Genomic DNA, 22,514 nt, shown 5'->3' with positions numbered 1-22,514 from the left:
GCATCACACCGGCCTGGATGAAGTTGACAGAAGATAAACGCAACAGGCAGCACTGCCTATGCAAAGTGCTGCCTGCGAGCGGAACAGCATAGAGCTTCCCGGCGAACTTACTCGCTGGAAAGCAGATCCATGGTGTGCTTATCCATCATTTCCAGGGCACGACCGCCGCCACGGGCCACGCAGGTCAGCGGGTCTTCGGCGACGATCACCGGCAGACCGGTTTCCTGGGCCAGCAGCTTGTCGAGATCACGCAGCAATGCGCCACCACCGGTCAGCACCAGGCCACGCTCGGCGATGTCCGAAGCCAGCTCCGGAGGCGACTGCTCCAGGGCGCTTTTCACCGCCTGGACGATGGTCGCCAGGGATTCCTGCAAGGCTTCCAGGACTTCGTTGGAGTTCAGGGTGAAGGCACGTGGCACGCCTTCGGCCAGGTTACGGCCGCGTACGTCGACTTCACGCACTTCGCCGCCCGGGTAGGCGGTGCCGATTTCCTGCTTGATGCGCTCGGCGGTGGACTCACCGATCAGGCTGCCGTAGTTGCGGCGCACGTAGGTGATGATCGCTTCGTCGAAGCGGTCGCCGCCAACCCGTACGGATTCGGCATAGACCACGCCGTTCAGGGAGATCAGCGCGATTTCAGTGGTACCACCACCGATATCCACGACCATCGAACCGCGGGCTTCTTCCACCGGCAGACCGGCACCGATAGCAGCAGCCATCGGCTCTTCGATCAGGAACACTTCACGGGCACCGGCACCAAGGGCCGATTCACGGATGGCACGGCGCTCGACCTGGGTCGACTTGCACGGTACGCAGATCAGCACCCGAGGGCTGGGCTGCAGGAAGCTGTTTTCATGCACCTTGTTGATGAAGTACTGCAGCATCTTCTCGCAGACGCTGAAGTCGGCGATCACGCCGTCTTTCATCGGACGAATGGCCGCGATATTGCCCGGCGTACGGCCGAGCATGCGCTTGGCCTCGGTGCCGACGGCGACGACGCTCTTCTGGTTGCCATGGGTGCGAATCGCAACAACCGATGGCTCATTCAGGACGATACCGCGCTCGCGCACGTAGATAAGGGTGTTGGCTGTGCCCAGGTCGATGGAGAGATCGCTGGAAAACATGCCACGCAGTTTCTTGAACATTGGAAAGGGACCCTGGGCAACGCGTGGGTAAAAAAGTGCGGCAAACTCTAACAACGACGGGGATTTTGGGCAAGGCGCCAATATGTTAAATTAGGCGTTTTTCCGAGCACCATCCCATACAATCGCGGCCATGTGACCGTAGAAATGCGGTAGTGTTCCGACAATCGTAAGTCGCGCCCGCACTTATTGACACTCTTTATTGTGTATTGCCTAACCGAACGGACCCCTTTCGTCCGGTTTTCCACTGGAGATCCCCATGGCGCTTGAACGCTCCGACGTGGAAAAAATCGCTCACCTGGCCCGCTTGGGCCTGGTCGAAGCCGATCTTCCACGCACCACCGAGGCCCTGAACAGCATTCTGGGTCTGGTCGACCTGATGCAGGCCGTCGATACCAGCGGCATCGAACCCCTTGCCCACCCTCTGGAAGCGAATCAGCGCCTGCGCGCCGACGTCGTGACCGAGCGAAATCACCGCGAGGCTTATCAGTCCATCGCGCCAGCGGTCGAAAACGGCCTGTACCTGGTTCCGAAAGTCATCGACTAAAGGGAAAGAGCCTGCAATGCATCAGATGACCCTGGCCGAGATCGCCCGTGGCCTCGCCGACAAGAAATTCTCCTCCGAAGAGCTGACCCGGACCCTGCTGGCGCGTATCGCCCAGCTCGACCCGCAGCTCAACAGCTTCATCAGCCTCACCGAGGACCTGGCCCTGAGCCAGGCCAAGGCCGCCGACGTGCGCCGTGCCGCCGGCGAGAACGGTGCCCTGCTCGGCGCGCCGATCGCCCACAAGGACCTGTTCTGCACCCAGGGCATCCGCACCAGCTGCGGCTCGAAGATGCTCGACAACTTCAAGGCGCCCTACGACGCCACCGTGGTCGCCAAGCTGGCCGCCGCCGGCACCGTGACCCTGGGCAAGACCAACATGGACGAATTCGCCATGGGCTCGGGCAACGAATCGAGCTACTACGGCCCGGCGAAAAACCCGTGGAACCTGGAGCATGTACCGGGCGGTTCGTCCGGCGGTTCGGCGGCCGCGGTTGCCGCGCGCCTGCTGCCGGCGGCCACCGGCACCGACACCGGCGGCTCGATCCGCCAGCCGGCGGCGCTGACCAACCTCACCGGGCTGAAACCGACCTACGGTCGTGTCTCGCGCTGGGGCATGATCGCCTACGCCTCCAGCCTCGACCAGGGCGGCCCGTTGGCGCGCACCGCCGAAGACTGCGCCCTGCTGCTGCAAGGCATGGCCGGCTTCGACCCGCAGGACTCCACCAGCATCGACGAGCCGGTTCCGGATTACTCCGCCAGCCTGGGCACCTCGATCCAGGGCCTGCGCATCGGCGTGCCGAAGGAATACTTCAGCGCCGGCCTCGACCCGCGTATTGCCGAACTGATCCAGGCGAGCATCAAGGAGCTTGAGAAACTGGGCGCGATCGTCAAGGAAATCAGCCTGCCGAACATGCAGCACGCGATTCCGGCGTACTACGTGATCGCCCCGGCGGAAGCCTCGTCGAACCTGTCGCGCTTCGATGGCGTGCGTTTCGGCTATCGCTGCGAAGACCCGAAAGACCTCACCGACCTGTACAAGCGTTCCCGAGGCGAAGGCTTCGGCGCGGAAGTCCAGCGCCGCATCCTGGTCGGCGCCTACGCGCTGTCGGCCGGCTACTACGACGCCTACTACCTGCAGGCGCAGAAGATCCGTCGCCTGATCAAGAACGACTTCATGGCCGCCTTCAACGAGGTCGACATCATCCTCGGCCCGACCACGCCGAACCCGGCGTGGAAGATCGGCGCGAAGAACAGCGACCCGGTCGCCGCGTACCTGGAAGACGTCTATACCATCACCGCCAACCTCGCGGGCCTGCCGGGCCTGTCCATGCCGGCCGGTTTCGTCGACGGCCTGCCGGTGGGCGTGCAACTGCTGGCGCCGTATTTCCAGGAAGGCCGTCTGCTCAACGTTGCGCACCAGTATCAGCTCAACACTGACTGGCACACCCGCACACCTGAAGGCTTCTGAGGAGAAACACATGCAATGGGAAGTCGTGATCGGGCTGGAGATTCATACCCAGCTCGCCACCCAATCGAAGATTTTCTCCGGTAGTGCCACCACCTTCGGTTCCGAGCCGAACACCCAGGCGAGCCTGGTTGACCTGGGCATGCCCGGCGTCCTGCCGGTGCTGAACCAGGAAGCGGTGCGCATGGCGGTGAAATTCGGTCTGGCAATCGACGCCGAGATCGGCCAGCACAACGTGTTCGCGCGCAAGAACTACTTCTACCCGGACCTGCCCAAGGGCTACCAGATCAGCCAGATGGAACTGCCGATCGTCGGCAAGGGCCACCTGGATATCACCCTGGAAGACGGCACGGTCAAGCGCGTCGGGATTACCCGTGCGCACCTGGAAGAAGATGCCGGCAAGAGCCTGCACGAGGATTTCAGCGGTGCCACCGGCATCGACCTGAACCGTGCCGGCACGCCGCTGCTGGAAATCGTTTCCGAACCGGATATGCGCAACGCCAAGGAAGCCGTGGCTTACGTCAAGGCGATCCATGCACTGGTGCGCTACCTGGGCATCTGTGACGGCAACATGGCCGAAGGCTCGCTACGTTGCGACTGCAACGTTTCGGTCCGGCCAAAAGGCCAGGTCGAGTTCGGCACCCGCTGCGAGATCAAGAACGTCAACTCGTTCCGTTTTATCGAGAAGGCGATCAACACCGAAGTGCAGCGCCAGATCGAACTGATCGAGGACGGCGGCCGGGTGATCCAGCAGACCCGCCTGTACGACCCGAACAAGGACGAGACCCGCGCCATGCGCAGCAAGGAGGAAGCCAACGACTACCGTTACTTCCCCGATCCGGACCTGTTGCCGGTGGTGATCGAGGACACGTTCCTCGATGAAGTCCGCACACAGTTGCCGGAGCTGCCACCGCAGAAGCGCGAGCGCTTCCAGGCCCAGTTCGGCCTGTCGGTTTATGACGCCAGCGTGCTGGCTTCGAGCCGCGAGCAGGCGGACTACTTCGAAAAAGTCGTGAGCATCGGCGGCGACGCCAAGCTGGCGGCCAACTGGGTCATGGTCGAGCTGGGCAGCCTGCTGAACAAGCTGGGCGTGGACATCGACCAGGCGCCGGTCACGGCCGAGCAGTTGGGCGGCATGCTGCTGCGGATCAGCGACAACACCATCTCCGGCAAGATCGCCAAGATGGTCTTCGAAGCCATGGCCAATGGTGAAGGCAGCGCGGACGAGGTGATCGAGGCCCGCGGACTGAAGCAGGTCACGGACAGCGGCGCCATCGAGAAGGTGCTGGACGAAGTGCTGGCGGCCAACGCCGAGCAGGTCGAACAGTATCGGGCGGCGGATGAAGCCAAGCGCGGCAAGATGTTCGGCTTCTTTGTCGGCCAGGCGATGAAAGCCTCCAAGGGCAAGGCCAACCCGCAGCAAGTCAACGAACTGCTGAAAAGCAAGCTCGAAGGCTGACAGCGGCTAGGCTCTCAAGAGCGCTAAAAGCTTCGCGGGCAAGCCTGCTCCTACAAAATCTCGCCGTACACAAAATTTGTGTTCGACGATGAACTGTAGGAGCCTGGCTTGCCAGCGAAGAGGCCCTCAAGATCGCAAAAAACCTCGCAGGCCAACCGTTAGAGGACATCCGATGAAGCGTCTGCTAGCCGCCCTTGCCCTCCTCAGCCTGCTGGCCGGCTGCGCCAGCCACGACATCAATCCCCGCGGCTATGACGAAACCGGCATGGCTTCGTATTACGGCGCCCAGCACCAGGGCAAACGCACCGCCAGCGGCGAACCCTTCAACCAGCACGGCCTGACCGCCGCCCACCGCCAGCTGCCCTTCGGCACCCGGGTGAAAGTCACCAACCTGGCCAACGACAAATCGGTCATAGTGCGCATCAACGATCGCGGCCCCCATACCCGTGGACGCCTGATCGATCTTTCGCGCGAAGCGGCCGCCCAATTGGGTATGCTGCAAGGCGGCACCGCCCGCGTACGCATCCAAAGCCTCGACGACTGACCCGCTGGAGCCCCCGCCATTTTCGGATTGACCACCCTTCCCTGGCTAAGCCTGATTCAACTGGGCGGTGGCCTGCTGTTGCTGATCCTCGGCGCCGAACTGCTGGTGCGCGCAGCCGTGCGCCTGGCCGCAAGCCTGGGCGTGCGCCCGTTGCTGATCGGCCTGACCGTCGTCGCCTTCGGCAGCAGCGCGCCGCAACTGGCGGTCAGCGTACAGGCGGCCGCGGCAGAGAATGCCGATATCGCGGTGGGCAGCGTGATCGGCGGCAATATCTTCAATACCCTGGTCACCCTGGGCTTCTCTGCGTTGATCATCCCACTGCGGGTCTCACGCCAACTGATCCGCCTGGACATCCCACTGATGATCCTCGCCAGCCTGCTGGTGTTCGGCCTCGCATTCAACGAGGAGCTGGGGCGTCTCGACGGCCTGGTGATGCTGGGCGCCTTCGCGCTGTACCTCGGCCTGCTGCTGCGCCAGTCCCGCCATCACCAGGCCGCACCGCCGACCACCTCGCATAAATCCACACCCTGGCTGAGCAGCCTGGCGTGGATGGGCCTGGGCCTGGCGCTGCTGGTGGCGGCCGGACACCTGTTGCTGGACGCCGCCATAGACGTGGCCACCGAACTGGGCCTGTCCGAACGCATCATCGGCCTGACCGTGGTGGCGGTCGGCACCTCCCTGCCGCAACTGGCTACCTCGCTCATCGCCGCGGTTCGCGGGCAACGGGATATCGCCGTGGGCAATGTAATCGGCGGCAACCTGTTCAACCTGCTGGGGGTGCTCGGCCTTACCGCGCTGCTCGCCCCCACGCCGCTGTCGGTGTCACCCAATGCCCTGGCCTTCGACCTGCCGGTGATGCTCGGGGTGGCCATGCTGTGCTGGCCGGTGTTCTACTCCGGCTACCGCATCACCCGCGCCGAGGGCCTGCTGTTTCTCGGTTTGTACCTGGCCTACGGCCTGCATGTGGTGTGGTTCACCACCGGCATGCCGATGGCGGACAAGCTGGAGCGCCTGATGCTGTTTTTCATCCTGCCGGCGCTCTGTGCGTTCCTGCTCTTCAGTACGTTCAGGGCCTGGCGTCGCCAACACTCATAGGAGCTGCTGCAATGACCGATCAGAAGAAACCCGGTGTCGAGATGCGTCGTCAGGTCATGGGTGATGCGTTCGTCGACCGTGCCCTGGGCAATGCCACCGAATTCAGCCAGCCGTTGCAGGACTTCGTCAACGAACATGCCTGGGGCAGTGTCTGGAACCGCGAAGGGTTGCCGTTGAAGACCCGCAGCCTGATCACCCTCGCCGCGCTGACCGCGCTCAAGTGCCCGCAGGAACTCAAGGGCCACGTACGCGGCGCCTTGAACAATGGTTGCACGGTGGAAGAGATTCGTGAGGCGCTGCTGCATTGCGCGGTGTATGCCGGGGTGCCGGCGGCTATCGACGCGTTCCGCGCGGCCCAGGAAGTGATCGACGCCTACCAGAAGGCAGACTGACAACCTGTTACTGGCGGCGTCCGTATTGGCAGTGCATGGCTCACGGGCCTCTTCGCGGGCAAGCCCTGCTCCTACAATTTTGTGTCGATCACCGGTTTTGTGTACGACTCAGAACTGTAGGAGCAGGGCTTGCCCGCGAAGACATCAGCTCAAGCGATACAAGACTCAAGGGTTACAGCCTCCCTTGCAGGCACCAAACCTCAGATCCAGCCGCCCCACTGCAACACAAAAATCCCGATATTGGTGGTGATCGCCGCCATCAGGGTGGTGATCACGATAATCGCCGCCGCCAGCTCGTGATTGCCGTTGGCCGCCCGGGCCATGACAAAACTGGCCGCGGCCGTCGGGCTGCCGAAGTACAGGAACAGAATCCCCAATTCCGCCCCACGAAAGCCGCAGAGCCAGGCCCCCAGCGTCGACAGCAGGGGCATGCCGACCATTTTCACCAGGCTCGCACTCAACGCCAGGTCGCCACTCTTGCGCAATGCCGCCAGGGACAAGGTCCCGCCAATACAGATCAGCGCCAGCGGCAAAGTCATCTGCGCCAGGTAATTACCCGAGGTTTCCAGCCAGCCGGGCAAGCCGATCTTGAAATAGGCAAAAGGCGCCGCCGCGATCACGCTGATGATCAGCGGATTGCTCAACACACTCTTGAAGATGCTCCAGGGATCGGACTTGATCACCGGGCTGTAGACCGCCAGGACAATGGTCGACAGGGTGTTGTAGAACAGGATCACCAGGGCCGCGAGAATCGCCCCGAGGGAAATCCCGTAGGCGCCGTACATGCTCGCCGCCAGGGCCAGGCCGATCACCCCGTTATTGCCGCGAAAGGCACCCTGGGTATAGATCCCGCGATCAATCTCGGGGCAACGCCAGATCGCCCAGCACCAGGCCCCGGCAAAACCCAGCAGGGTCGCGACGGAGAAGTACGCCAGCACCTTGGGTTGCAACGCCGCATGCAGGTCGGCATGGAGGATGCCGAGAAACAGCAGCGCCGGCATGCAGACGTTGAACACCAGCGCCGAAGCCGTGTGGATAAAGCTGTCGTTGATCCAGCCCACGCGCTTGAGCAACACGCCCAGGAACAACATGGCGAAAACCGGCGCGGTGATGGTCAAGATACCGAGAAAGATGGCCAGCATGCCCTGGGAACCCGTTGCCTGTCGTCAGACAGCTAATGATAGGGCAAAGTTACCCTTACACCCGTCCATGGGGCCTCGTTCAATCGAACTGCGCGCGCATCCAGGCCTGGTACACGGCCACCTCGGCATCCCCTTCACGCGGCGCCCAGTCGGCCAGCTCGCCTTCGCCCACCGGCCGATAAGGGCCGGCCTTGCATTCGAACATCACGCTGTCGGCTTCGAGGATCACCAGGCCATGGAAGACCCCGGCCGGCAGGTCGACACCCGGGCATTCACCGCCCGCCTGCAACACGCGCTTGGCCAGCAGTTGTCCCGCCTCATCGAATACCAGCAAACCCAGGCTGCCCTTGAGCACCAGCAAGGTTTCCGCCTTGTCGGCACTCAGGTGCCGATGGGGGGCTATATAGGTATTGGGCTGTAGCCCGACCGCCAGGCGATGGCAGGGTTCGTCCATCTGGTGAAAATTGTGATGAACCCGGCCACGGGGACTCGCCGCGGCTTTCCCGGCCAGTTCGGCGAACAAGGTTGCATCGAGAAAGCTGGGCGTGCCCATCCCTTACATCCCCTTGACGGCGTAGATGCCGGCGGCGTTGCGCCAGTAGCCCTTGTAGTCCATGCCGTAGCCGAAGATGTAGCGGTCGATGCACGGCAGGCCGACGTAGTCCGCTTTCAGGTCCGGACGGGCCTTGCGGTCGTGGTCCTTGTCGATCAGTACGGCGGTGTGCACCCGACGTGCGCCGGCGTGTTTGCAGAAGTCGATGATCGCGCCCAGGGTGTGCCCTTCGTCGAGGATGTCGTCGATGATCAGCACATCGCGGTCGATGAACGAGACTTCCGGCTTGGCCTTCCAGAACAGCTCGCCGCCGCTGGTTTCATTGCGGTAGCGGGTCGCGTGCAGGTACGAGGCCTCCAGCGGGAAGTCCAGGTGGGTCATCAGCTTGCCGCAGAAGATCAGGCCGCCGTTCATCACGCAGAACACCACCGGGTTGCTCTCGGCCAGTTCGGCGTTGATCTGCGCGCCGACACGGGCGATGGCCGCTTCGACTTCGGCGTTGCTGTACAGGCAGTCGGCTTCGCGCATGACTTGACGGATATGCTCGAGATCAGCGGACATGGCGCTCTCCAAAAGGGGGCTTATGTAAGAAAAGCGGGCAAAGGTACGCACCCCGCGCGACCAGATCAAGGGTTTCTGGACTAACGTACGGCTGATCTATAGGACATCACCTGCGGATAGATTAATCTAAGCCGTTTTTTGCCCGCCGCCGGAGCCTATTCCCATGCCCATCCGTGAGATCCGCCACCCGCTGATCCGCCACAAGCTCGGCCTGATGCGCCGCGCTGACATTAGCACGAAGAACTTCCGTGAGCTCGCTCAGGAAGTCGGAGCGTTGCTGACCTACGAGGCAACCAAGGACCTGCCCCTGGAAACCTACGATATCGAAGGCTGGTGCGGCACCGTCCAGGTCGAGAAGATCGCCGGCAAGAAGATTACCGTGGTGCCGATCCTGCGCGCCGGTATCGGCATGCTCGAAGGCGTGCTCAGCCTGATCCCGGGCGCCAAGGTCAGCGCCGTCGGCGTGGCCCGCAACGAGGAAACCCTCGAAGCCCACACCTACCTGGAAAAGCTGGTCCCGGAAATCGACGAACGCCTGGCGATGATCATCGACCCGATGCTCGCCACCGGCGGCTCGATGGTCGCGACCATCGACCTGCTGAAGAAAGCCGGCTGCAAGGACATCCGCGCGATGGTCCTGGTGGCGGCGCCGGAAGGCATCGCCGCGGTCGAGAAAGCCCACCCGGACGTGACCATCTACACCGCTTCCATCGACGAAAAACTCAACGAACACGGCTACATCATTCCGGGCCTGGGCGATGCCGGCGACAAGATCTTCGGCACCAAACAGAAGGACGGCTGATATGCAGGATGAGTTCAACGACCCGCTCTGGCGCACGGTGCTGTCGGGCGCGCAAATGCTGTTCGTGGCCTTTGGCGCCCTGGTGTTGATGCCGCTGATTACCGGTCTCGACCCGAACGTCGCGCTGTTCACGGCGGGCCTGGGGACTCTCTTGTTCCAGGTGGTCACCGGGCGTCAGGTGCCGGTGTTCCTCGCTTCGAGCTTTGCCTTTATCACCCCGATCATCCTCGCCAAGGGCCAGTTCGGCCTGGCGGCGACCATGGGTGGGGTGATGGCGGCCGGCTTCGTCTACACCTTCCTGGGCCTGGCGGTGAAGATCAAGGGCACCGGCTTTATCGACCGGCTGCTGCCGCCGGTGGTAATCGGTCCGGTGATCATCTCCATCGGCCTGGCCATGGCGCCGATTGCCGCGAACATGGCGATGGGCAAGGCCGGTGACGGTTCCGAGCTGATCCACTACCAGACCGCCATGCTGATCTCGATGCCGGCGCTGCTGACCACCCTGATCGTGGCCGTGTTCGGCAAGGGCATTTTCCGCCTGGTGCCGATCATCTCCGGGGTCTTCGTGGGGTTTGCCATGTCGTTCTATTTCGGCGTGGTCGACACGGCGAAGATCGCCGCCGCGCCCTGGTTCGCCCTGCCGCACTTCACGGCACCGGAATTCAACTGGCAGGCGATCCTGTTTATTGTCCCGGTGGCGCTGGCGCCGGCCATCGAGCATATCGGCGGGGTGATCGCAGTGGGCAGCGTGACCGGTCGCGATTATCTGAAGAAGCCGGGCCTGCATCGCACTTTGCTGGGTGACGGTATCGCCACCACGGCGGCCGGCCTGTTTGGCGGTCCGCCCAACACCACCTATGCCGAAGTGACCGGCGCGGTGATGCTGACCAAGAACTACAACCCGAAAATCATGACCTGGGCGGCAATCTTTGCTATCAGCCTGGCGTTTATCGGCAAGTTCGGCGCCTTGTTGCAGAGCATTCCGGTGCCGGTGATGGGCGGGATTCTGTGTCTGCTGTTCGGTTCGATTGCCGCGGTGGGGATGAATACCCTGATCCGTCACAAGATCGATCTGGGCGAGGCGCGCAACCTGGTGATTGTTTCGGTGACGCTGGTGTTCGGTATTGGTGGCGTGCTGGTGGGAACGGGTACCGGGCCGGATGACTTCGGCCTCAAGGGCATTGCGCTGTGCGCCGTGGTGGCGATTGCGCTGAACCTGCTGTTGCCGGGTAATGACGGTTGGAAAAACAAGAAGGCGGATGAGCCGTTGTTGTAAGGCTATCCGCTAATTGTGGGAGCTGGCTCACTGGCGATGGAGGACCTCAGACCGCCAAAAGCTTCGCGGGCAAGCTCCGCTCCCACACGATCCCTGCCGCGCCATAGATGAGTGCTCGAGCACGGAACCTGTGGGAGCCGGCTTGCTGGCGATCCAGGCGACGCGGTTTGACAACAACCCGCGTCGATACCATCGCCGGCAAGCCGGCTCCTACAGGTTTTGCAGCGTTTACAGGGTCCGCGGCGCCCGCTCGCACAGGGTATTCAACGCCGCCGCCCACTGCGGCTCATCGTTCAGACACGGCACCAGCACCAACTCCCCGCCCCCCGCCGCGACAAACTGCTCGCGTCCGCGATCACCGATCTCCTCCAGCGTCTCGATGCAATCGGCGACAAACGCCGGGCACATCACCAGCAGCTTCTTCACCCCGGCCTTGGCCAACTCATCCAACCGCGCCTCGGTGTAGGGCTCGATCCACTTCGCCCGACCCAGCCGCGACTGGAATGATACCGACCATTGCCCGTCCGCCAAGCCCATGCGCTCGGCAAACGCCGACGCCGTGCGCAGGCACTGGGCGCGGTAGCAAGTGGCAAGTACCGCCGGCGAGGCGTTCCTGCAGCAATCGGCGTCCTTGAAACAATGACTGCCGGTGGGATCGAGCTTGGTCAGATGCCGCTCGGGCAAACCGTGGAAACTCAGCAACAAGTGATCGAAACCCCGGGCCAGATGCGGCCTGGCACTGGCCACCAGGGCCTCCAGATATTCCGGTTGATCGTAGAAGGGTTGCAGGATGGAGAACTGCACATCGAGCTTGCGCTCGCGCACCACTCGCCGGGCTTCCTCGATCACCGTGGTCACGGTGCTGTCGGCGAACTGCGGATACAGCGGCGCCAAGGTCACCTTGCGGATGCCTTGCCTGGCCAGGCGGGTCAGCACCGTCTCGACCGACGGCTCGCCGTAACGCATCGCCAGCTCCACCGGGCCCTGGGTCCACTGGGTGGTCATCTGCTGCTGCAAACGACGACTGAGCACCACCAGCGGCGACCCCTCCTCCCACCAGATCGAGGCGTAGGCATGGGCCGACTGCTCCGGGCGCTTGATCAGGATCAGCGACACCAGCAAGCGGCGGACCGGCCAGGGCAGGTCGATCACGTAGGGATCCATCAGGAATTGATTGAGGTAGCTGCGCACGTCCGCCACCGAAGTGGAAGCCGGAGAACCCAGGTTGACCAGAAGCAAGGCGTGATCGGTCATGCAACGTCCTATTTCAGAGGCGGCTCGAGAGATCGTCGAGGGCCGCGGGCAGATCGTTAAACTGAAAAACAAATCCTGCCGCCAGCAACCGGGCCGGCGTCACGCGCTGGCCGCCGAGCAACAGTAACGCCAGCTCACCCAGGCCCAGGCGCAGGACAAAGGCCGGCAACGGCACCAGCGCCGGGCGATGCAGGACCTTGCCCAACGCCTTGGCGAATATCTTGTTGCGCACCGGCTGTGGCGCGCAGGCATTATAGGGACCACGGGCATCACTGCGATGCAGAAGAAAATCAATCGCGGCGATTTGATCACGCACATGTATCCACGGCATCCACTGCCGACCGTTGCCGATCGGGCCGCCCAGCCCCAGTTTGAAGGGCAGCAGCAGGCGCGACAAAAAGCCGCCCTCGGCCGCCAGTACCAGGCCGGTGCGCACCAGCACCACACGAATCCCCAGGGCCTCGGCGCGCTGCGCGGTTTCCTCCCAGGCAATCGACAGGCGACTGGCGAAATCCTCGCTCACCGGCGGCGAATCCTCGGTCAGCTCACGCTCGCCGCCATCGCCGTACCAGCCCACCGCCGAGCCGGAAATCAGGACTGCTGGACGCTGCTCACGCCCCTCCAGCCAGGCCAGCAGGGTTTCGGTCAGCTGGATCCGGCTGCTCCAGAGCAGGGCCTTGCGCTTGTGGGTCCAGAGTCGGTCGGCAATCGGCGCGCCGGCCAGGTTGATCACCGCATCCAGCGGCTCACCGGACAGTTCCTCGAGATGCCGCACACCACGCACCTGGGCACCGCATAAACGCGCCACCTGCTCGGGGCGACGGCTCCACACCGTCAGCCGATGTCCCTGCGTCGACCAGTACGCGCACAGTTGGCGCCCGATCAAACCAGTACCGCCGGTCAGCAATATGTGCATGAGTGCGTCCTCGCGTAACGTTTTGTCGAAAGCGTTAGTCTATTTTTAAAACAGGGCTCTTTTCTCTCGACCGAAATATGTTTTAACAATAGGACAGTGTGAACCGACAGGCAGGTCGCAAGTTATACCAAAAAACAAGATTGTACAGGTTTTGCTGACGGCGTAGTCTGTGCTTACAGGTAACGAGGCCCACCCATGACTGTACCTATCGCAATAATCGGTGCCGGCATCGCCGGACTTTCGGCTGCCCGGGCGTTGCACGATGCCGGGTATTCCATCGAAATCTTCGACAAGAGTCGCGGCAGCGGCGGGCGCATGTCCAGCAAACGCAGCGATGCCGGTGCGCTGGACCTGGGCGCGCAGTACTTCACCGCCCGCGATCGCCGCTTCGTCAAGGAAGTCCAGCGCTGGCAGGGTGAAGGCTGGGTCGCCGAATGGGATCCGCAGCTCTACAACTTCCAGAACGGCCAACTGAGCCTGTCGCCGGACGAACAGACCCGCTGGGTCGGCACGCCGCGCATGAGCGCCATTACCCGCGGTTTGCTCGGCCGCCTCCAGGCGCATTTCAGTTGCCGGATCACCGAGGTGTTCCGCGGTGAACAGCATTGGCACCTGCAGGATGCCGAAGGCTACACCCACGGCCCGTTCAGCCAGGTCATCATCGCCACGCCCGCACCCCAGGCCACCGCCCTGCTGGCGGCCGCGCCGAAACTCGCCGGGGCCGCCGCCGGCGTGCAGATGGAGCCGACCTGGGCCATCGCCCTGGCCTTTGACACGCCGCTGGACACACCGATGGAAGGCTGCTTCGTACAGGACAGCCCCCTCGACTGGCTGGCCCGCAACCGCAGCAAGCCGGCGCGCGACAGCCAGCTCGACACCTGGGTCCTGCACGCCACCAGCACCTGGAGCAAGCAGCATCTGGACCTGTCCAAGGAGGCTGTGATCGAGCAGTTGCACGGCGCCTTTGCCGAGTTGCTCCACGCCAGCATGCCGGCCCCGGTCTTCACCCTCGCCCACCGCTGGCTCTATGCTCGCCCGGCCGGCGCACGGGAATGGGGGGCGCTGGCCGATGCCGACCTGGGCCTGTACGTGTGTGGCGACTGGTGCCTGTCGGGACGTGTCGAAGGCGCCTGGCTCAGCGGCCAGGAAGCCGCCCGGCGACTGATGGAACACCTGGGTTGAACCGCATCAACCCGCGCAAGCTGCTGCTGTCGAAATGGACGGCAGCCCGCCCTCTGAATCGGGAAAAACATTTCCTGGTCACCGAACTGTTTTGCGATGAGCAAGGCACCGTGCTCGAAGTCGAGCTGCAAGCGGTGATGAGCCAACGCAACCAGCGCATCAGTTGGACCCATCTGCAAGATGCCGAGACCTGGCGAATGGGCTGGCAGTAAACGCCCCAGAAAAACCTGTACAAATAATTTGACTTGTACAACACAGAGCCTATGATGAGCTTTAGTTGTACAAGCATGCTTGCCTGTACAAGTATTTCTCTCGAGGTTCTCCATGCCCGCCACCACCGAGTTGCCGCGCAAACCCAAAATCGCTGTCAGCGCCTGCTTGATGGGCATTGAGGTGCGCTACAACGGTGGGCACAAGGAATCGCGACTGTGCAGCCGCACCCTCAGCGAATATTTCGATTTCATCCCGCTGTGCCCGGAAGCGGCCATCGGCCTGGGCATCCCCCGCGAGCCGATTCGCCTGGTGGGTGACCCGCAGCAACCACGGGCCGTGGGCAGCGTGCACGCCGAGACGGATGTGACCCGGGCACTGGCCGACTATGGCAATCAGATGGCCGCCGAACTCACGGATATCAGCGGCTACATCTTCATGCAGAAGTCGCCGTCCTGCGGACTGGAGCGGGTCAAGGTCTACCAGGAGGGCGGGCGGCCCGCCGAAGACGGACGCGGCATCTACGCCCAGGCGTTTTGCGCGCAACATCCCGACTTGCCAGTGGAAGAGGACGGCCGGCTGAACGATGCGGTGCTGCGGGAAAACTTCCTGACCCGGGTCTTCGCCTACGCGGCCTGGCAGGACCTGCGCCAGGCCGGCCTCACGCGACGCAGCCTGACCGAGTTCCACGCCGGCTACAAATACCTGCTGATGGCTCACAACCCATTGCAGTACAAGGTGCTCGGCAAACTGCTGGGCAGCATGGGCAACACGGATGCCGAAACCATCGGGCCACGCTATTTCAGCCAGTTGATGGCCGCCCTGAAAAAATGCGCGACCCGCCGCACCCACACCAATGTCCTGCAACACCTCACCGGCTACCTGAAGCAATCCATCAGCGCCGAAGACAAACAGGAAGTGCTGCAGGTCATCGGCCAATACCACCAGGGCATCGTGCCCTTGGTGGTGCCGTTGACCCTGCTCAAACACCATTTCCGCCAGCACCCCGATCCCTATATCGCCCGCCAGGTATACCTGCAGCCGCATCCGGAAAACCTCAGCCTGCGAAATGCCATCTGATATGACCGACTCCCTTGAAGCGCCCGTCGATTACGCCAGTGCACTGGAACAGGGCTGGTTGCCCATTCGCGAAGTGGCCCGGCAGACCGGCGTCAATGCCGTGACCCTGCGGGCCTGGGAACGCCGCTATGGCCTGGTGGTGCCGCACCGTACCCCCAAGGGCCATCGGTTGTTTTCCGCCGAGCACGTACAACGTATCCAGGCCATCGTCACCTGGCTCAATCGCGGTGTCGCGGTCAGCCAGATCAAGCAACTGCTCGATGCCGGCCCGACCCTCGCCGAGCCTGCCACCAACGATTGGCAGGCCTTGCGCCAGGACCTGGCGCGGGCCATCAGCCAGTTGGCCGAACGCCAGGTCGATGACCGTTTCAACCAGGCCATGTCGCTGTACCCGCCGCGCACCTTGTGCGAACAGTTACTGATGCCCCTGCTGGCGGAACTCGAGCAACGCTGGCAAGGCCAGTTCGGCGGGCAGATGGAGCGGGCGTTCTTCTACACCTGGCTGCGCAGCAAGCTGGGCGCGCGGATCTATCACAACAATAGGCAACTCAAGGGCGCACCGGTCTTGCTGGTCAACCATTCGGACCTGCCCATGGAGCCACACCTGTGGCTGACCGCCTGGCTGGTGAGCAGCGCCGACTGCCCGGTGGAAGTCTTCGACTGGCCCTTGCCGGCCAACGAATTGGCCCTGGCCAGCGAGCACCTGAAGAGTCGCGCCGTGCTGCTGTATTCGAGCAAGGCCATGAACCTGGCGGCGCTACCCAGGCTGCTGGTGGGTATCAACTGCCCGATCCTGATTGCCGGACCAACGGTATGCATCCATTTCGCCGAGTTATCCGTAAGTACCCGGGAGAGCGCTGAGATGACCCTGGCCGAAGACCCGTTGTCCGCTTACCAGAGCCTGACCCGGCTCGGCCTGATCTAGCGCCCTCGCCCACGAATCAAGGAATGACTATGCAACTGCTCTGGCTGCGCACCGATCTGCGCCTGCATGACAACACCGCCCTGGCCGCAGCCGCCGGGCAAGGGCCGACGGTCGCTGTTTACCTGGTGACGCCCGGGCAATGGCAATTGCACGACGATGCCCCGTGCAAGGTGGATTTCTGGCTGCGTAACCTGCAGGTACTGAGCAAGGCCCTGGCCGCGCTGAATATCCCGCTGCTGATTCGTCATGCCCAGACCTGGGAGCAGGTGCCCGAGGTGCTGGGCACCCTGTGCCAGACGCTGAAGATCGCTGCCGTGCACGTCAACGAAGAATATGGCGTTCACGAAAGCCGCCGTGATCAAGCCGTGGCGCACACCCTTGAAGCACAAGGTGTGAGCTTCCATAGCCACCTGGATCAACTGTTCTTCAAGCCCGGCAGCGTATTGACCCGCACCGGCACCTACTTCCAGGTCTTCAGCCAGTTCCGCAAGGTCTGCTACAGCCGTCTGCACGGCGCCTTGCCGCGCCTGGTCGCAATACCCAAAGCCCAGGCAGAGTTGGTGTTCAAGGCCGATCCGGTGCCTGGCGAAGTCGACGGGTTCGCGCGCCCCAGCCAGGCCCTGCGCGACCTCTGGCCTGCCGGCGAGGATGAAGCCCGGCGGCGCCTGAGCACCTTCGCCGAGCAGCAGATCGACTATTACCAGAGCGAACGGGATTTCCCGGCCAAACCCGGCACCAGCCAACTCTCCGCCTACCTCGCCGCCGGTGTGATCTCGCCTCGCCAGTGCCTGCACGCGGCGCTGCAAAGCAACCAGGGCGAGTTCGACAGCGGCAGTATCGGCGCCGTCACCTGGATCAACGAACTGCTCTGGCGCGAGTTCTACAAACACATTCTGGTGGGCTATCCACGGGTCTCGAAGCAGCGCGCCTTCCGCGTGGAAACCGAAGCCCTGGCCTGGCGTCAGGTGCCGGAGGAACTGGCGGCCTGGCAAGAAGCCCGCACCGGCCTGCCGATCATCGACGCGGCCATGCGCCAACTGCTCGAAACCGGCTGGATGCACAACCGCCTGCGGATGGTGGTGGCGATGTTCCTGACCAAGAACCTGCTGATCGACTGGCGCGAAGGCGAACGCTTTTTCATGCGCCACCTGATTGACGGCGACCTGGCGGCCAACAACGGCGGCTGGCAATGGAGCGCGTCCACCGGCACCGACGCGGCGCCCTACTTCCGGATTTTCAACCCCCTGAGCCAATCGGAAAAATTCGACCGCGAAGGCCTGTTTATCAAGCACTGGCTACCGGAACTGGCCGGCCTGGACAAAAAGGCCGTGCATAACCCGGCGGCACTCGGCGGCCTGTTCGGCCTGGCAAGTTATCCACAGCCCATGGTCGACCTGGGCCGCAGTCGCGAGCGTGCCCTCGCCGCCTTCAGGAACCTGCCACAACGGCTGGAGGCCGGAGGTGCCCATGAGTGAGTTCCTGCACCATTTCGCCCAGCAATTCGTCCTGCTCGACAAGGACAACCTGTCAGGCCTCGGCGAACTCTACAGCGACGAGGTGCTGTTCACCGACCCGCTGCACGAAATCACGGGCCTCGTGGACCTGCAGCACTATTTTGCGCGGATGTACGCCTCGATCAGCGAGCTGCAATACAACATCCACGGCCTCGATCACGTCGGTGAGGGCGAAGGTTATCTGCGCTGGCACATGAGCTATCGTCATCCGAGACTGGCCAGAGGAAGGCCTGTTCACGTCGATGGGTGTTCGCATCTGTTGTGGTTCGACAAGGTCTATCGGCATCGCGATTACTTCGATGCCGGGGCCTTGTTGTATGACCATGTGCCGCTACTGGGCCACGCAACGGCCTGGTTGAAAAGGAGATTGGGATGAGCATTACACCTCCACGACGTATCTGGCTGACGGGCGCCAGCAGCGGTATCGGCGCGGCCATCGCCGAAGTCCTGCTCAAGGCCGGCGTACACCTGGCCGTCAGCGCCCGCAGCCTCGAACCGCTGCAAGCCCTGGATAAGCGTTATCCCGACCAGGTCCTGCTGGTGCCCGGAGACCTGACCGACAGTCAGCAGGTCCGCGAAATCGGCGAGCGCATCACCCAGGCCTGGGGAGCCCTGGACACGGTGATCCTCAATGCCGGCACCTGTGAATATGTCGATGCCCAGGCCTTCGATGCTTCGATCATCGAGCGGGTGGTACGCACCAACCTGCTGGCCAGCAGTTACTGCATCGAAGCCGCCTTGCCGCTGCTGCGCGCCGGCATCCAGCCGCATCTGGTGGGCATCGCCAGTTCGGTCACCTTCCTGCCGCTGCCCCGGGCCGAAGCCTATGGCGCGTCAAAAGCCGGCATGCGTTACCTGTTCGAATCCCTGCGCATCGACCTGGCCCACGAAGGCATCACCGTCACCGTGGTCAGCCCCGGCTTCGTCGACACACCGCTGACCCAGAAAAACGACTTCCCCATGCCACTCAGTTGGTCAGCCGAGAAAGCCGCCGAGCATATCTGTGAAAAGCTCAGGCAACGGCCCCTGGAAATTGCCTTTCCGGCGCTGTTCATGGCCGCGCTCTGGCCCCTCTCGCGCCTGCCCAGACGGCTGCAACTGGCTATAGGCAAACGCATGGCCCGCACCTCCGCGCAAAACAAGGGTCAGTCATGAAAATTGCCCTTGTCGGCAGCGGTATCTCGGGGCTGACCTGCGGACACCTGCTGAGTCGCCAGCACGAGATCACCCTGTTCGAGGCCGCCGACCGGATTGGCGGCCACACCCATACAGTGGACGTGACGGTCAATGGCCAGCGCCATGCCGTGGACACCGGTTTTATCGTGTTCAACGACTGGACCTACCCGAACTTCATCCGCCTGTTGAGCAGCCTGGGCGTGGGCTACAAAGCCACCGAAATGAGTTTCTCGGTATGCGACCCGGCCACGAACCTGGAATATAACGGCAACAACCTCAACAGCCTGTTCGCCCAACGGCGCAACCTGCTGTCGCCAGGGTTCTGGGGCATGCTGCGCGATATCCTGCGCTTCAACCGCCAGGCCCTCGAAGACCTCGAACAACAGCGCATCGCCAGCGACACCACCCTCGGCGACTACCTGCGCGACGGTGGTTACGGTCAGCGCTTTATCCAGCACTACATCGTGCCCATGGGCGCGGCGATCTGGTCGATGTCCCTGGCCGACATGCTCGGTTTCCCGCTGCAACTGTTCGTGCGTTTCTTCAAGAACCACGGACTGCTGTCGCTGAGCAACCGCCCGCAATGGCAGGTGATCGAAGGCGGTTCACGCCAGTACATCGAGCCGCTGATCGGCGGATTTCGCCAGCACATCCGCCTCGACTGCCCGGTGAGCCGGGTCGAGCGCGATGAGCGCGGCGTGACGATCCACAGCAGCGCCGGCAGCGAGCGCTTCGACAAGGTGATCTTCGCTTGCCACAGTGACCAGGCGCTGCGCCTGCTCGCCGCCCCCAGCGAGGCCGAACGGCAGATCCTCGGTGCCCTGCCCTACGCGGACAACGAGGTGGTGCTCCATACCGACACCCGCCTGTTGCCGGATCGCCGGCTGGCCTGGGCCAGTTGGAACTATCGCCTGGGCGGCGAAGGCCAGCGCCCGGCCGCCGTCACCTACAACATGAACATCCTGCAGGGCATCGAGAGCGACACCACCTTCTGTGTCAGCCTCAACCAGGGCACAGAGATCAATCCGCTGAAAATCCTCGCCCGCTACACCTATGCCCATCCCCAGTACAGCCTGAATGCTGTCGCCGCGCAGAATCGGTGGGAAGAGTTATATGGCGATCAACATACTTATTATTGCGGCGCCTATTGGGCCAATGGTTTCCACGAAGACGGCGTGACCAGCGCCCTGCGGGTCTGCGCCGCCTTTGGTGAGTCACTGTGAACAGCGCCCTGTACAGCGGCTGGATCAGCCACCGACGATTTTCACCGCGGGTCCATGCATTCCGCTACCGGATCGGCCTGCTGTACCTGGATCTCGACGAACAGGATACGGTGCTCGGGCTGTCGCCCCTGGCCGGCAGCCAGCGCCTGGCGCCCTTTGCCTTTCGCGAAACCGACTACCTGCGCAGCTTCACGCGCCAGGGCATGCGCCTGATCGATGCGGTTCGCCTGCAAGTCGGTGAAGCCCTCGGGCAAACCCCACAAGGCCCGATCCGCCTGCTGACCCAGGCCCGCAGCTGGGGCCTGGCGTTCAACCCGGTGAGCTTCTTCTACTGCCATGACCTCGACGGCAAGCTGCTGGCGATTCTCTGCGAAGTCACCAACACCCCCTGGGGCGAGCACTACCACTACGTGCTGCCCGCCGAGGGCGACGGTCACCAGCACGTCAGTGTGGCCAAGGCCTTCCATGTCTCGCCGTTCCTGCCCCGGGACCTGGAATACCGCATGAGCTTCAGCCCGCCCGCCGAACGACTCGGCGTGCACATGGCCGACTGGCAGGGCGACCTCAAGGTCTTCGACGCGACCCTCAGCCTGCACCGCGAAGTCCTTGATCGCGCCAGTCTGCACCGCTACCTGCGGCGCTTCCCCTGGATGACCGCCAAGACCTGCCTGGCGATCTACTGGCAAGCCCTGCGCCTGTTTCTCAAACGCACACCGATCTTCTCCCATCAGGCCGCCGACGGCACCTTCAGCCTGGCCGCCACGCAAACCGAGGAGCAACGCCATGAAAAGTTCTAGCCTGGAGAGCCGGGCCAATCGGTTCAGCGCCAACAGCCTCTCCAGCGCCGTCTTGCGCCGAGGTGTGCTACGCCAATTGAACCAGCTGCGCCATGGCCAGTTGCTGGTGGTCGAAGACGGCGAGCGACAACTGTTCGGCCAGGCCGGCGCCAGCCTGCTGGGCGAGATCCATATCCAGGACCCGGCGGTCTGGGGCATGGTCGCCGGCAACGGTTCCATCGGTGCCGGAGAGGCCTTTATCCATGGCTACTGGAGCAGCCCGGACCTGACTGCGGTGGTGCGGGTATTTGTCAGCAACCTGGACGTACTCGATGCCATGGAGAGTGGCCTGGCCCGCCTCGGACGGCCGTTCATCCAGATCCTGCACTGGCTCAATCGCAACACCCGCAAGGGCTCGCGGAAAAATATCGAAGCGCATTACGACCTCGGCAACGAGCTGTTCGAAGAGTTTCTCGATCCGACCATGATGTATTCCGCCGCGCAGTTCCTCAGTCCCGACGACAGCCTCGAACAGGCCCAGTTGAACAAGCTGGAGCGCATCTGCCAGAAGCTCGACCTGCAATCGAGTGACCATTTGCTGGAGATCGGCACCGGCTGGGGCAGCATGGCGATTTATGCCGCGCAGCACCATGGTTGCAAGGTCACCACCACCACACTGTCCCGGGAACAGTTCGCCTACACCCGGCAACGTATCGACAGCCTGGGCCTGCAAGACCAGGTTACGTTGCTGCTCGAGGACTACCGCGACCTCAGCGGCCAGTACGACAAGCTGGTGTCCATCGAAATGATCGAAGCCGTCGGCCATCAGTTCCTCGATAACTACTTCAAGCAATGCGCGCACCTGCTCAAGAGCGATGGGCTGATGCTGCTGCAGGCCATCACCATCCGCGAACAACGTTATGAGCAGGCCAGGAGCACGGTCGACTTTATCCAGCGTTATATCTTCCCCGGTGGCGCCCTGCCCAGCGTGCAGAAGATGCTCGAGGTGGTCAGCCGCGAAACCGACATGAACCTGCTGCACATGGAGGACTTCGGCCTGCACTACGCGCGCACCCTGCGCCTATGGCACGAGAACTTCCGCCGTGCCCACGGGCGCCTGAGCGAACTGGGCTACGACGATTATTTCCTGCGTTTGTGGGAGTTCTACCTGTGCTACTGCGAAGGCGGTTTCCTCGAACGCAGCATCGGCACCGCGCAGCTGCTGCTGGCCAGGCCGACAGCCCGAACGCAGCCGCTGCTCGGGCGCTTCGATAGTTGAG

Annotated in this window: 24 protein-coding genes; 18 read left to right on the top strand and 6 right to left on the bottom strand. The window is 63.0% G+C overall.

The window, feature by feature from the left end:
* Positions 1–107: 107 nt before the first annotated feature.
* The gene (gene mreB / locus M5C01_RS18930; protein WP_002555108.1) at positions 108–1,145 is read right to left on the bottom strand and encodes a rod shape-determining protein MreB; all 1,038 of its coding nucleotides are present in this window, start codon (positions 1,143–1,145) and stop codon (positions 108–110) included.
* A gap of 256 nt (positions 1,146–1,401) precedes the next feature.
* On the opposite strand from mreB, the gene gatC reads away from it, so the two are divergent.
* The 6 genes from gatC to M5C01_RS18900 all read left to right on the top strand — a co-directional run bounded on the left by gatC (position 1,402) and on the right by M5C01_RS18900 (position 6,644).
* The gene (gene gatC, locus M5C01_RS18925; RefSeq protein ID WP_152740064.1) at positions 1,402–1,689 is read left to right on the top strand and encodes an Asp-tRNA(Asn)/Glu-tRNA(Gln) amidotransferase subunit GatC; all 288 of its coding nucleotides are present in this window, start codon (positions 1,402–1,404) and stop codon (positions 1,687–1,689) included.
* Between the two features lie 16 nt (positions 1,690–1,705).
* Complete coding sequence (gene gatA, locus M5C01_RS18920) at positions 1,706–3,157, top strand: Asp-tRNA(Asn)/Glu-tRNA(Gln) amidotransferase subunit GatA (RefSeq protein ID WP_103496438.1); 1,452 nt, start codon at positions 1,706–1,708, stop codon at positions 3,155–3,157.
* Between the two features lie 10 nt (positions 3,158–3,167).
* Positions 3,168–4,613 (top strand): Asp-tRNA(Asn)/Glu-tRNA(Gln) amidotransferase subunit GatB, encoded by a 1,446-nt coding sequence (gene gatB, locus M5C01_RS18915; RefSeq protein WP_152740065.1) that lies wholly within the window; start codon positions 3,168–3,170, stop codon positions 4,611–4,613.
* A 172-nt stretch (positions 4,614–4,785) separates the two neighbouring features.
* Positions 4,786–5,157, top strand: coding sequence for a septal ring lytic transglycosylase RlpA family protein (locus tag M5C01_RS18910; RefSeq protein ID WP_103496440.1), 372 nt, complete (start codon positions 4,786–4,788; stop codon positions 5,155–5,157).
* A 51-nt stretch (positions 5,158–5,208) separates the two neighbouring features.
* Entirely contained in the window at positions 5,209–6,252 is a 1,044-nt protein-coding gene (locus M5C01_RS18905) for a calcium/sodium antiporter (protein WP_177101237.1), read from the top strand.
* Between the two features lie 11 nt (positions 6,253–6,263).
* Positions 6,264–6,644 carry a carboxymuconolactone decarboxylase family protein gene (locus M5C01_RS18900; protein ID WP_040064245.1) on the top strand — a complete coding sequence of 127 codons (381 nt, stop codon included), beginning with the start codon at positions 6,264–6,266 and terminating at the stop codon, positions 6,642–6,644.
* Between the two features lie 200 nt (positions 6,645–6,844).
* Here M5C01_RS18900 and M5C01_RS18895 read toward each other — a convergent pair whose 3' ends face one another.
* The 3 genes from M5C01_RS18895 to M5C01_RS18885 all read right to left on the bottom strand — a co-directional run bounded on the left by M5C01_RS18895 (position 6,845) and on the right by M5C01_RS18885 (position 8,900).
* Entirely contained in the window at positions 6,845–7,786 is a 942-nt protein-coding gene (locus tag M5C01_RS18895; protein ID WP_103496441.1) for an AEC family transporter, read from the bottom strand.
* 79 nt (positions 7,787–7,865) lie between these two features.
* Positions 7,866–8,339, bottom strand: coding sequence for a WbuC family cupin fold metalloprotein (locus M5C01_RS18890; RefSeq protein ID WP_152740066.1), 474 nt, complete (start codon positions 8,337–8,339; stop codon positions 7,866–7,868).
* Between the two features lie 3 nt (positions 8,340–8,342).
* Positions 8,343–8,900, bottom strand: coding sequence for a hypoxanthine-guanine phosphoribosyltransferase (locus tag M5C01_RS18885; RefSeq protein ID WP_103496443.1), 558 nt, complete (start codon positions 8,898–8,900; stop codon positions 8,343–8,345).
* A gap of 163 nt (positions 8,901–9,063) precedes the next feature.
* Between M5C01_RS18885 and upp the strand changes: the two genes are divergently transcribed.
* Together upp and M5C01_RS18875 are read left to right on the top strand one after the other, a co-directional pair.
* On the top strand, positions 9,064–9,702 hold the full coding sequence (gene upp, locus M5C01_RS18880) for a uracil phosphoribosyltransferase (protein WP_103496444.1): 639 nt from the start codon (positions 9,064–9,066) through the stop codon (positions 9,700–9,702).
* Position 9,703: 1 nt separating this feature from the next.
* Positions 9,704–10,978: a uracil-xanthine permease family protein gene (locus M5C01_RS18875; protein WP_103496445.1), complete on the top strand. Its 1,275-nt coding sequence runs from the start codon at positions 9,704–9,706 to the stop codon at positions 10,976–10,978.
* 228 nt (positions 10,979–11,206) lie between these two features.
* On the opposite strand, the gene hemH is transcribed toward M5C01_RS18875, so the two are convergent.
* Together hemH and M5C01_RS18865 are read right to left on the bottom strand one after the other, a co-directional pair.
* The gene (gene hemH, locus M5C01_RS18870; RefSeq protein WP_152740067.1) at positions 11,207–12,232 is read right to left on the bottom strand and encodes a ferrochelatase; all 1,026 of its coding nucleotides are present in this window, start codon (positions 12,230–12,232) and stop codon (positions 11,207–11,209) included.
* A gap of 13 nt (positions 12,233–12,245) precedes the next feature.
* A complete protein-coding gene (locus M5C01_RS18865) occupies positions 12,246–13,148 on the bottom strand; it encodes a TIGR01777 family oxidoreductase (protein ID WP_152740068.1) in 903 nt (300 codons plus the stop codon).
* 195 nt (positions 13,149–13,343) lie between these two features.
* Between M5C01_RS18865 and M5C01_RS18860 the strand changes: the two genes are divergently transcribed.
* The 10 genes from M5C01_RS18860 (at position 13,344) to M5C01_RS18815 (ending at position 22,513) form a co-directional block, all read left to right on the top strand.
* Complete coding sequence (locus M5C01_RS18860) at positions 13,344–14,330, top strand: FAD-dependent oxidoreductase (protein ID WP_103499268.1); 987 nt, start codon at positions 13,344–13,346, stop codon at positions 14,328–14,330.
* Positions 14,327–14,542 carry a TIGR02450 family Trp-rich protein gene (locus tag M5C01_RS18855; protein WP_152740069.1) on the top strand — a complete coding sequence of 72 codons (216 nt, stop codon included), beginning with the start codon at positions 14,327–14,329 and terminating at the stop codon, positions 14,540–14,542. Before M5C01_RS18860 ends, M5C01_RS18855 begins: the two co-directional genes overlap by 4 nt.
* Before the next feature lie 112 nt (positions 14,543–14,654).
* Positions 14,655–15,620 (top strand): DUF523 and DUF1722 domain-containing protein, encoded by a 966-nt coding sequence (locus tag M5C01_RS18850; RefSeq protein ID WP_152740070.1) that lies wholly within the window; start codon positions 14,655–14,657, stop codon positions 15,618–15,620.
* A gap of 1 nt (position 15,621) precedes the next feature.
* Positions 15,622–16,545: a MerR family transcriptional regulator gene (locus M5C01_RS18845; protein WP_177101149.1), complete on the top strand. Its 924-nt coding sequence runs from the start codon at positions 15,622–15,624 to the stop codon at positions 16,543–16,545.
* A gap of 29 nt (positions 16,546–16,574) precedes the next feature.
* Positions 16,575–18,020: a deoxyribodipyrimidine photo-lyase gene (gene phrB / locus M5C01_RS18840; RefSeq protein ID WP_152740127.1), complete on the top strand. Its 1,446-nt coding sequence runs from the start codon at positions 16,575–16,577 to the stop codon at positions 18,018–18,020.
* On the top strand, positions 18,013–18,435 hold the full coding sequence (locus M5C01_RS18835; RefSeq protein WP_152740071.1) for a nuclear transport factor 2 family protein: 423 nt from the start codon (positions 18,013–18,015) through the stop codon (positions 18,433–18,435). The genes phrB and M5C01_RS18835 overlap by 8 nt, the downstream gene beginning before the upstream one ends.
* Complete coding sequence (locus tag M5C01_RS18830) at positions 18,432–19,214, top strand: SDR family NAD(P)-dependent oxidoreductase (protein ID WP_152740072.1); 783 nt, start codon at positions 18,432–18,434, stop codon at positions 19,212–19,214. The genes M5C01_RS18835 and M5C01_RS18830 overlap by 4 nt, the downstream gene beginning before the upstream one ends.
* Complete coding sequence (locus M5C01_RS18825; protein ID WP_152740073.1) at positions 19,211–20,458, top strand: FAD-dependent oxidoreductase; 1,248 nt, start codon at positions 19,211–19,213, stop codon at positions 20,456–20,458. Before M5C01_RS18830 ends, M5C01_RS18825 begins: the two co-directional genes overlap by 4 nt.
* Positions 20,455–21,255 (top strand): DUF1365 domain-containing protein, encoded by an 801-nt coding sequence (locus tag M5C01_RS18820; RefSeq protein ID WP_178129889.1) that lies wholly within the window; start codon positions 20,455–20,457, stop codon positions 21,253–21,255. The genes M5C01_RS18825 and M5C01_RS18820 overlap by 4 nt, the downstream gene beginning before the upstream one ends.
* Entirely contained in the window at positions 21,242–22,513 is a 1,272-nt protein-coding gene (locus M5C01_RS18815; RefSeq protein WP_152740074.1) for a cyclopropane-fatty-acyl-phospholipid synthase family protein, read from the top strand. Before M5C01_RS18820 ends, M5C01_RS18815 begins: the two co-directional genes overlap by 14 nt.
* Position 22,514 lies beyond the last annotated feature (1 nt).

Origin of the sequence: Pseudomonas sp. MWU12-2319 (genome assembly GCF_023242525.1) — a bacterium.
Lineage (GTDB): Bacteria > Pseudomonadota > Gammaproteobacteria > Pseudomonadales > Pseudomonadaceae > Aquipseudomonas > Aquipseudomonas gingeri_D.
The sequence above is the reverse complement of the archived record's forward strand: the minus strand, read 5'-3'. Positions and strand labels throughout refer to the sequence as shown.

What these genes read in the sequence shown, in the direction of transcription:
- gatA (WP_103496438.1), top strand. Translation starts at nt 1,706, where the DNA reads ATGCATCAGATGACCCTGGCCGAGATCGCCCGTGGCCTCGCCGACAAG.
- M5C01_RS18850 (WP_152740070.1), top strand. Translation starts at nt 14,655, where the DNA reads ATGCCCGCCACCACCGAGTTGCCGCGCAAACCCAAAATCGCTGTCAGC.
- M5C01_RS18875 (WP_103496445.1), top strand. Translation starts at nt 9,704, where the DNA reads ATGCAGGATGAGTTCAACGACCCGCTCTGGCGCACGGTGCTGTCGGGC.
- gatC (WP_152740064.1), top strand. Translation starts at nt 1,402, where the DNA reads ATGGCGCTTGAACGCTCCGACGTGGAAAAAATCGCTCACCTGGCCCGC.
- M5C01_RS18910 (WP_103496440.1), top strand. Translation starts at nt 4,786, where the DNA reads ATGAAGCGTCTGCTAGCCGCCCTTGCCCTCCTCAGCCTGCTGGCCGGC.
- mreB (WP_002555108.1), bottom strand. Translation starts at nt 1,145, where the DNA reads ATGTTCAAGAAACTGCGTGGCATGTTTTCCAGCGATCTCTCCATCGAC.
- M5C01_RS18860 (WP_103499268.1), top strand. Translation starts at nt 13,344, where the DNA reads ATGACTGTACCTATCGCAATAATCGGTGCCGGCATCGCCGGACTTTCG.
- M5C01_RS18815 (WP_152740074.1), top strand. Translation starts at nt 21,242, where the DNA reads ATGAAAAGTTCTAGCCTGGAGAGCCGGGCCAATCGGTTCAGCGCCAAC.
- M5C01_RS18865 (WP_152740068.1), bottom strand. Translation starts at nt 13,148, where the DNA reads ATGCACATATTGCTGACCGGCGGTACTGGTTTGATCGGGCGCCAACTG.
- M5C01_RS18830 (WP_152740072.1), top strand. Translation starts at nt 18,432, where the DNA reads ATGAGCATTACACCTCCACGACGTATCTGGCTGACGGGCGCCAGCAGC.
- M5C01_RS18885 (WP_103496443.1), bottom strand. Translation starts at nt 8,900, where the DNA reads ATGTCCGCTGATCTCGAGCATATCCGTCAAGTCATGCGCGAAGCCGAC.
- M5C01_RS18835 (WP_152740071.1), top strand. Translation starts at nt 18,013, where the DNA reads ATGAGTGAGTTCCTGCACCATTTCGCCCAGCAATTCGTCCTGCTCGAC.
- hemH (WP_152740067.1), bottom strand. Translation starts at nt 12,232, where the DNA reads ATGACCGATCACGCCTTGCTTCTGGTCAACCTGGGTTCTCCGGCTTCC.
- gatB (WP_152740065.1), top strand. Translation starts at nt 3,168, where the DNA reads ATGCAATGGGAAGTCGTGATCGGGCTGGAGATTCATACCCAGCTCGCC.
- M5C01_RS18845 (WP_177101149.1), top strand. Translation starts at nt 15,622, where the DNA reads ATGACCGACTCCCTTGAAGCGCCCGTCGATTACGCCAGTGCACTGGAA.
- upp (WP_103496444.1), top strand. Translation starts at nt 9,064, where the DNA reads ATGCCCATCCGTGAGATCCGCCACCCGCTGATCCGCCACAAGCTCGGC.
- M5C01_RS18825 (WP_152740073.1), top strand. Translation starts at nt 19,211, where the DNA reads ATGAAAATTGCCCTTGTCGGCAGCGGTATCTCGGGGCTGACCTGCGGA.
- phrB (WP_152740127.1), top strand. Translation starts at nt 16,575, where the DNA reads ATGCAACTGCTCTGGCTGCGCACCGATCTGCGCCTGCATGACAACACC.
- M5C01_RS18890 (WP_152740066.1), bottom strand. Translation starts at nt 8,339, where the DNA reads ATGGGCACGCCCAGCTTTCTCGATGCAACCTTGTTCGCCGAACTGGCC.
- M5C01_RS18900 (WP_040064245.1), top strand. Translation starts at nt 6,264, where the DNA reads ATGACCGATCAGAAGAAACCCGGTGTCGAGATGCGTCGTCAGGTCATG.
- M5C01_RS18895 (WP_103496441.1), bottom strand. Translation starts at nt 7,786, where the DNA reads ATGCTGGCCATCTTTCTCGGTATCTTGACCATCACCGCGCCGGTTTTC.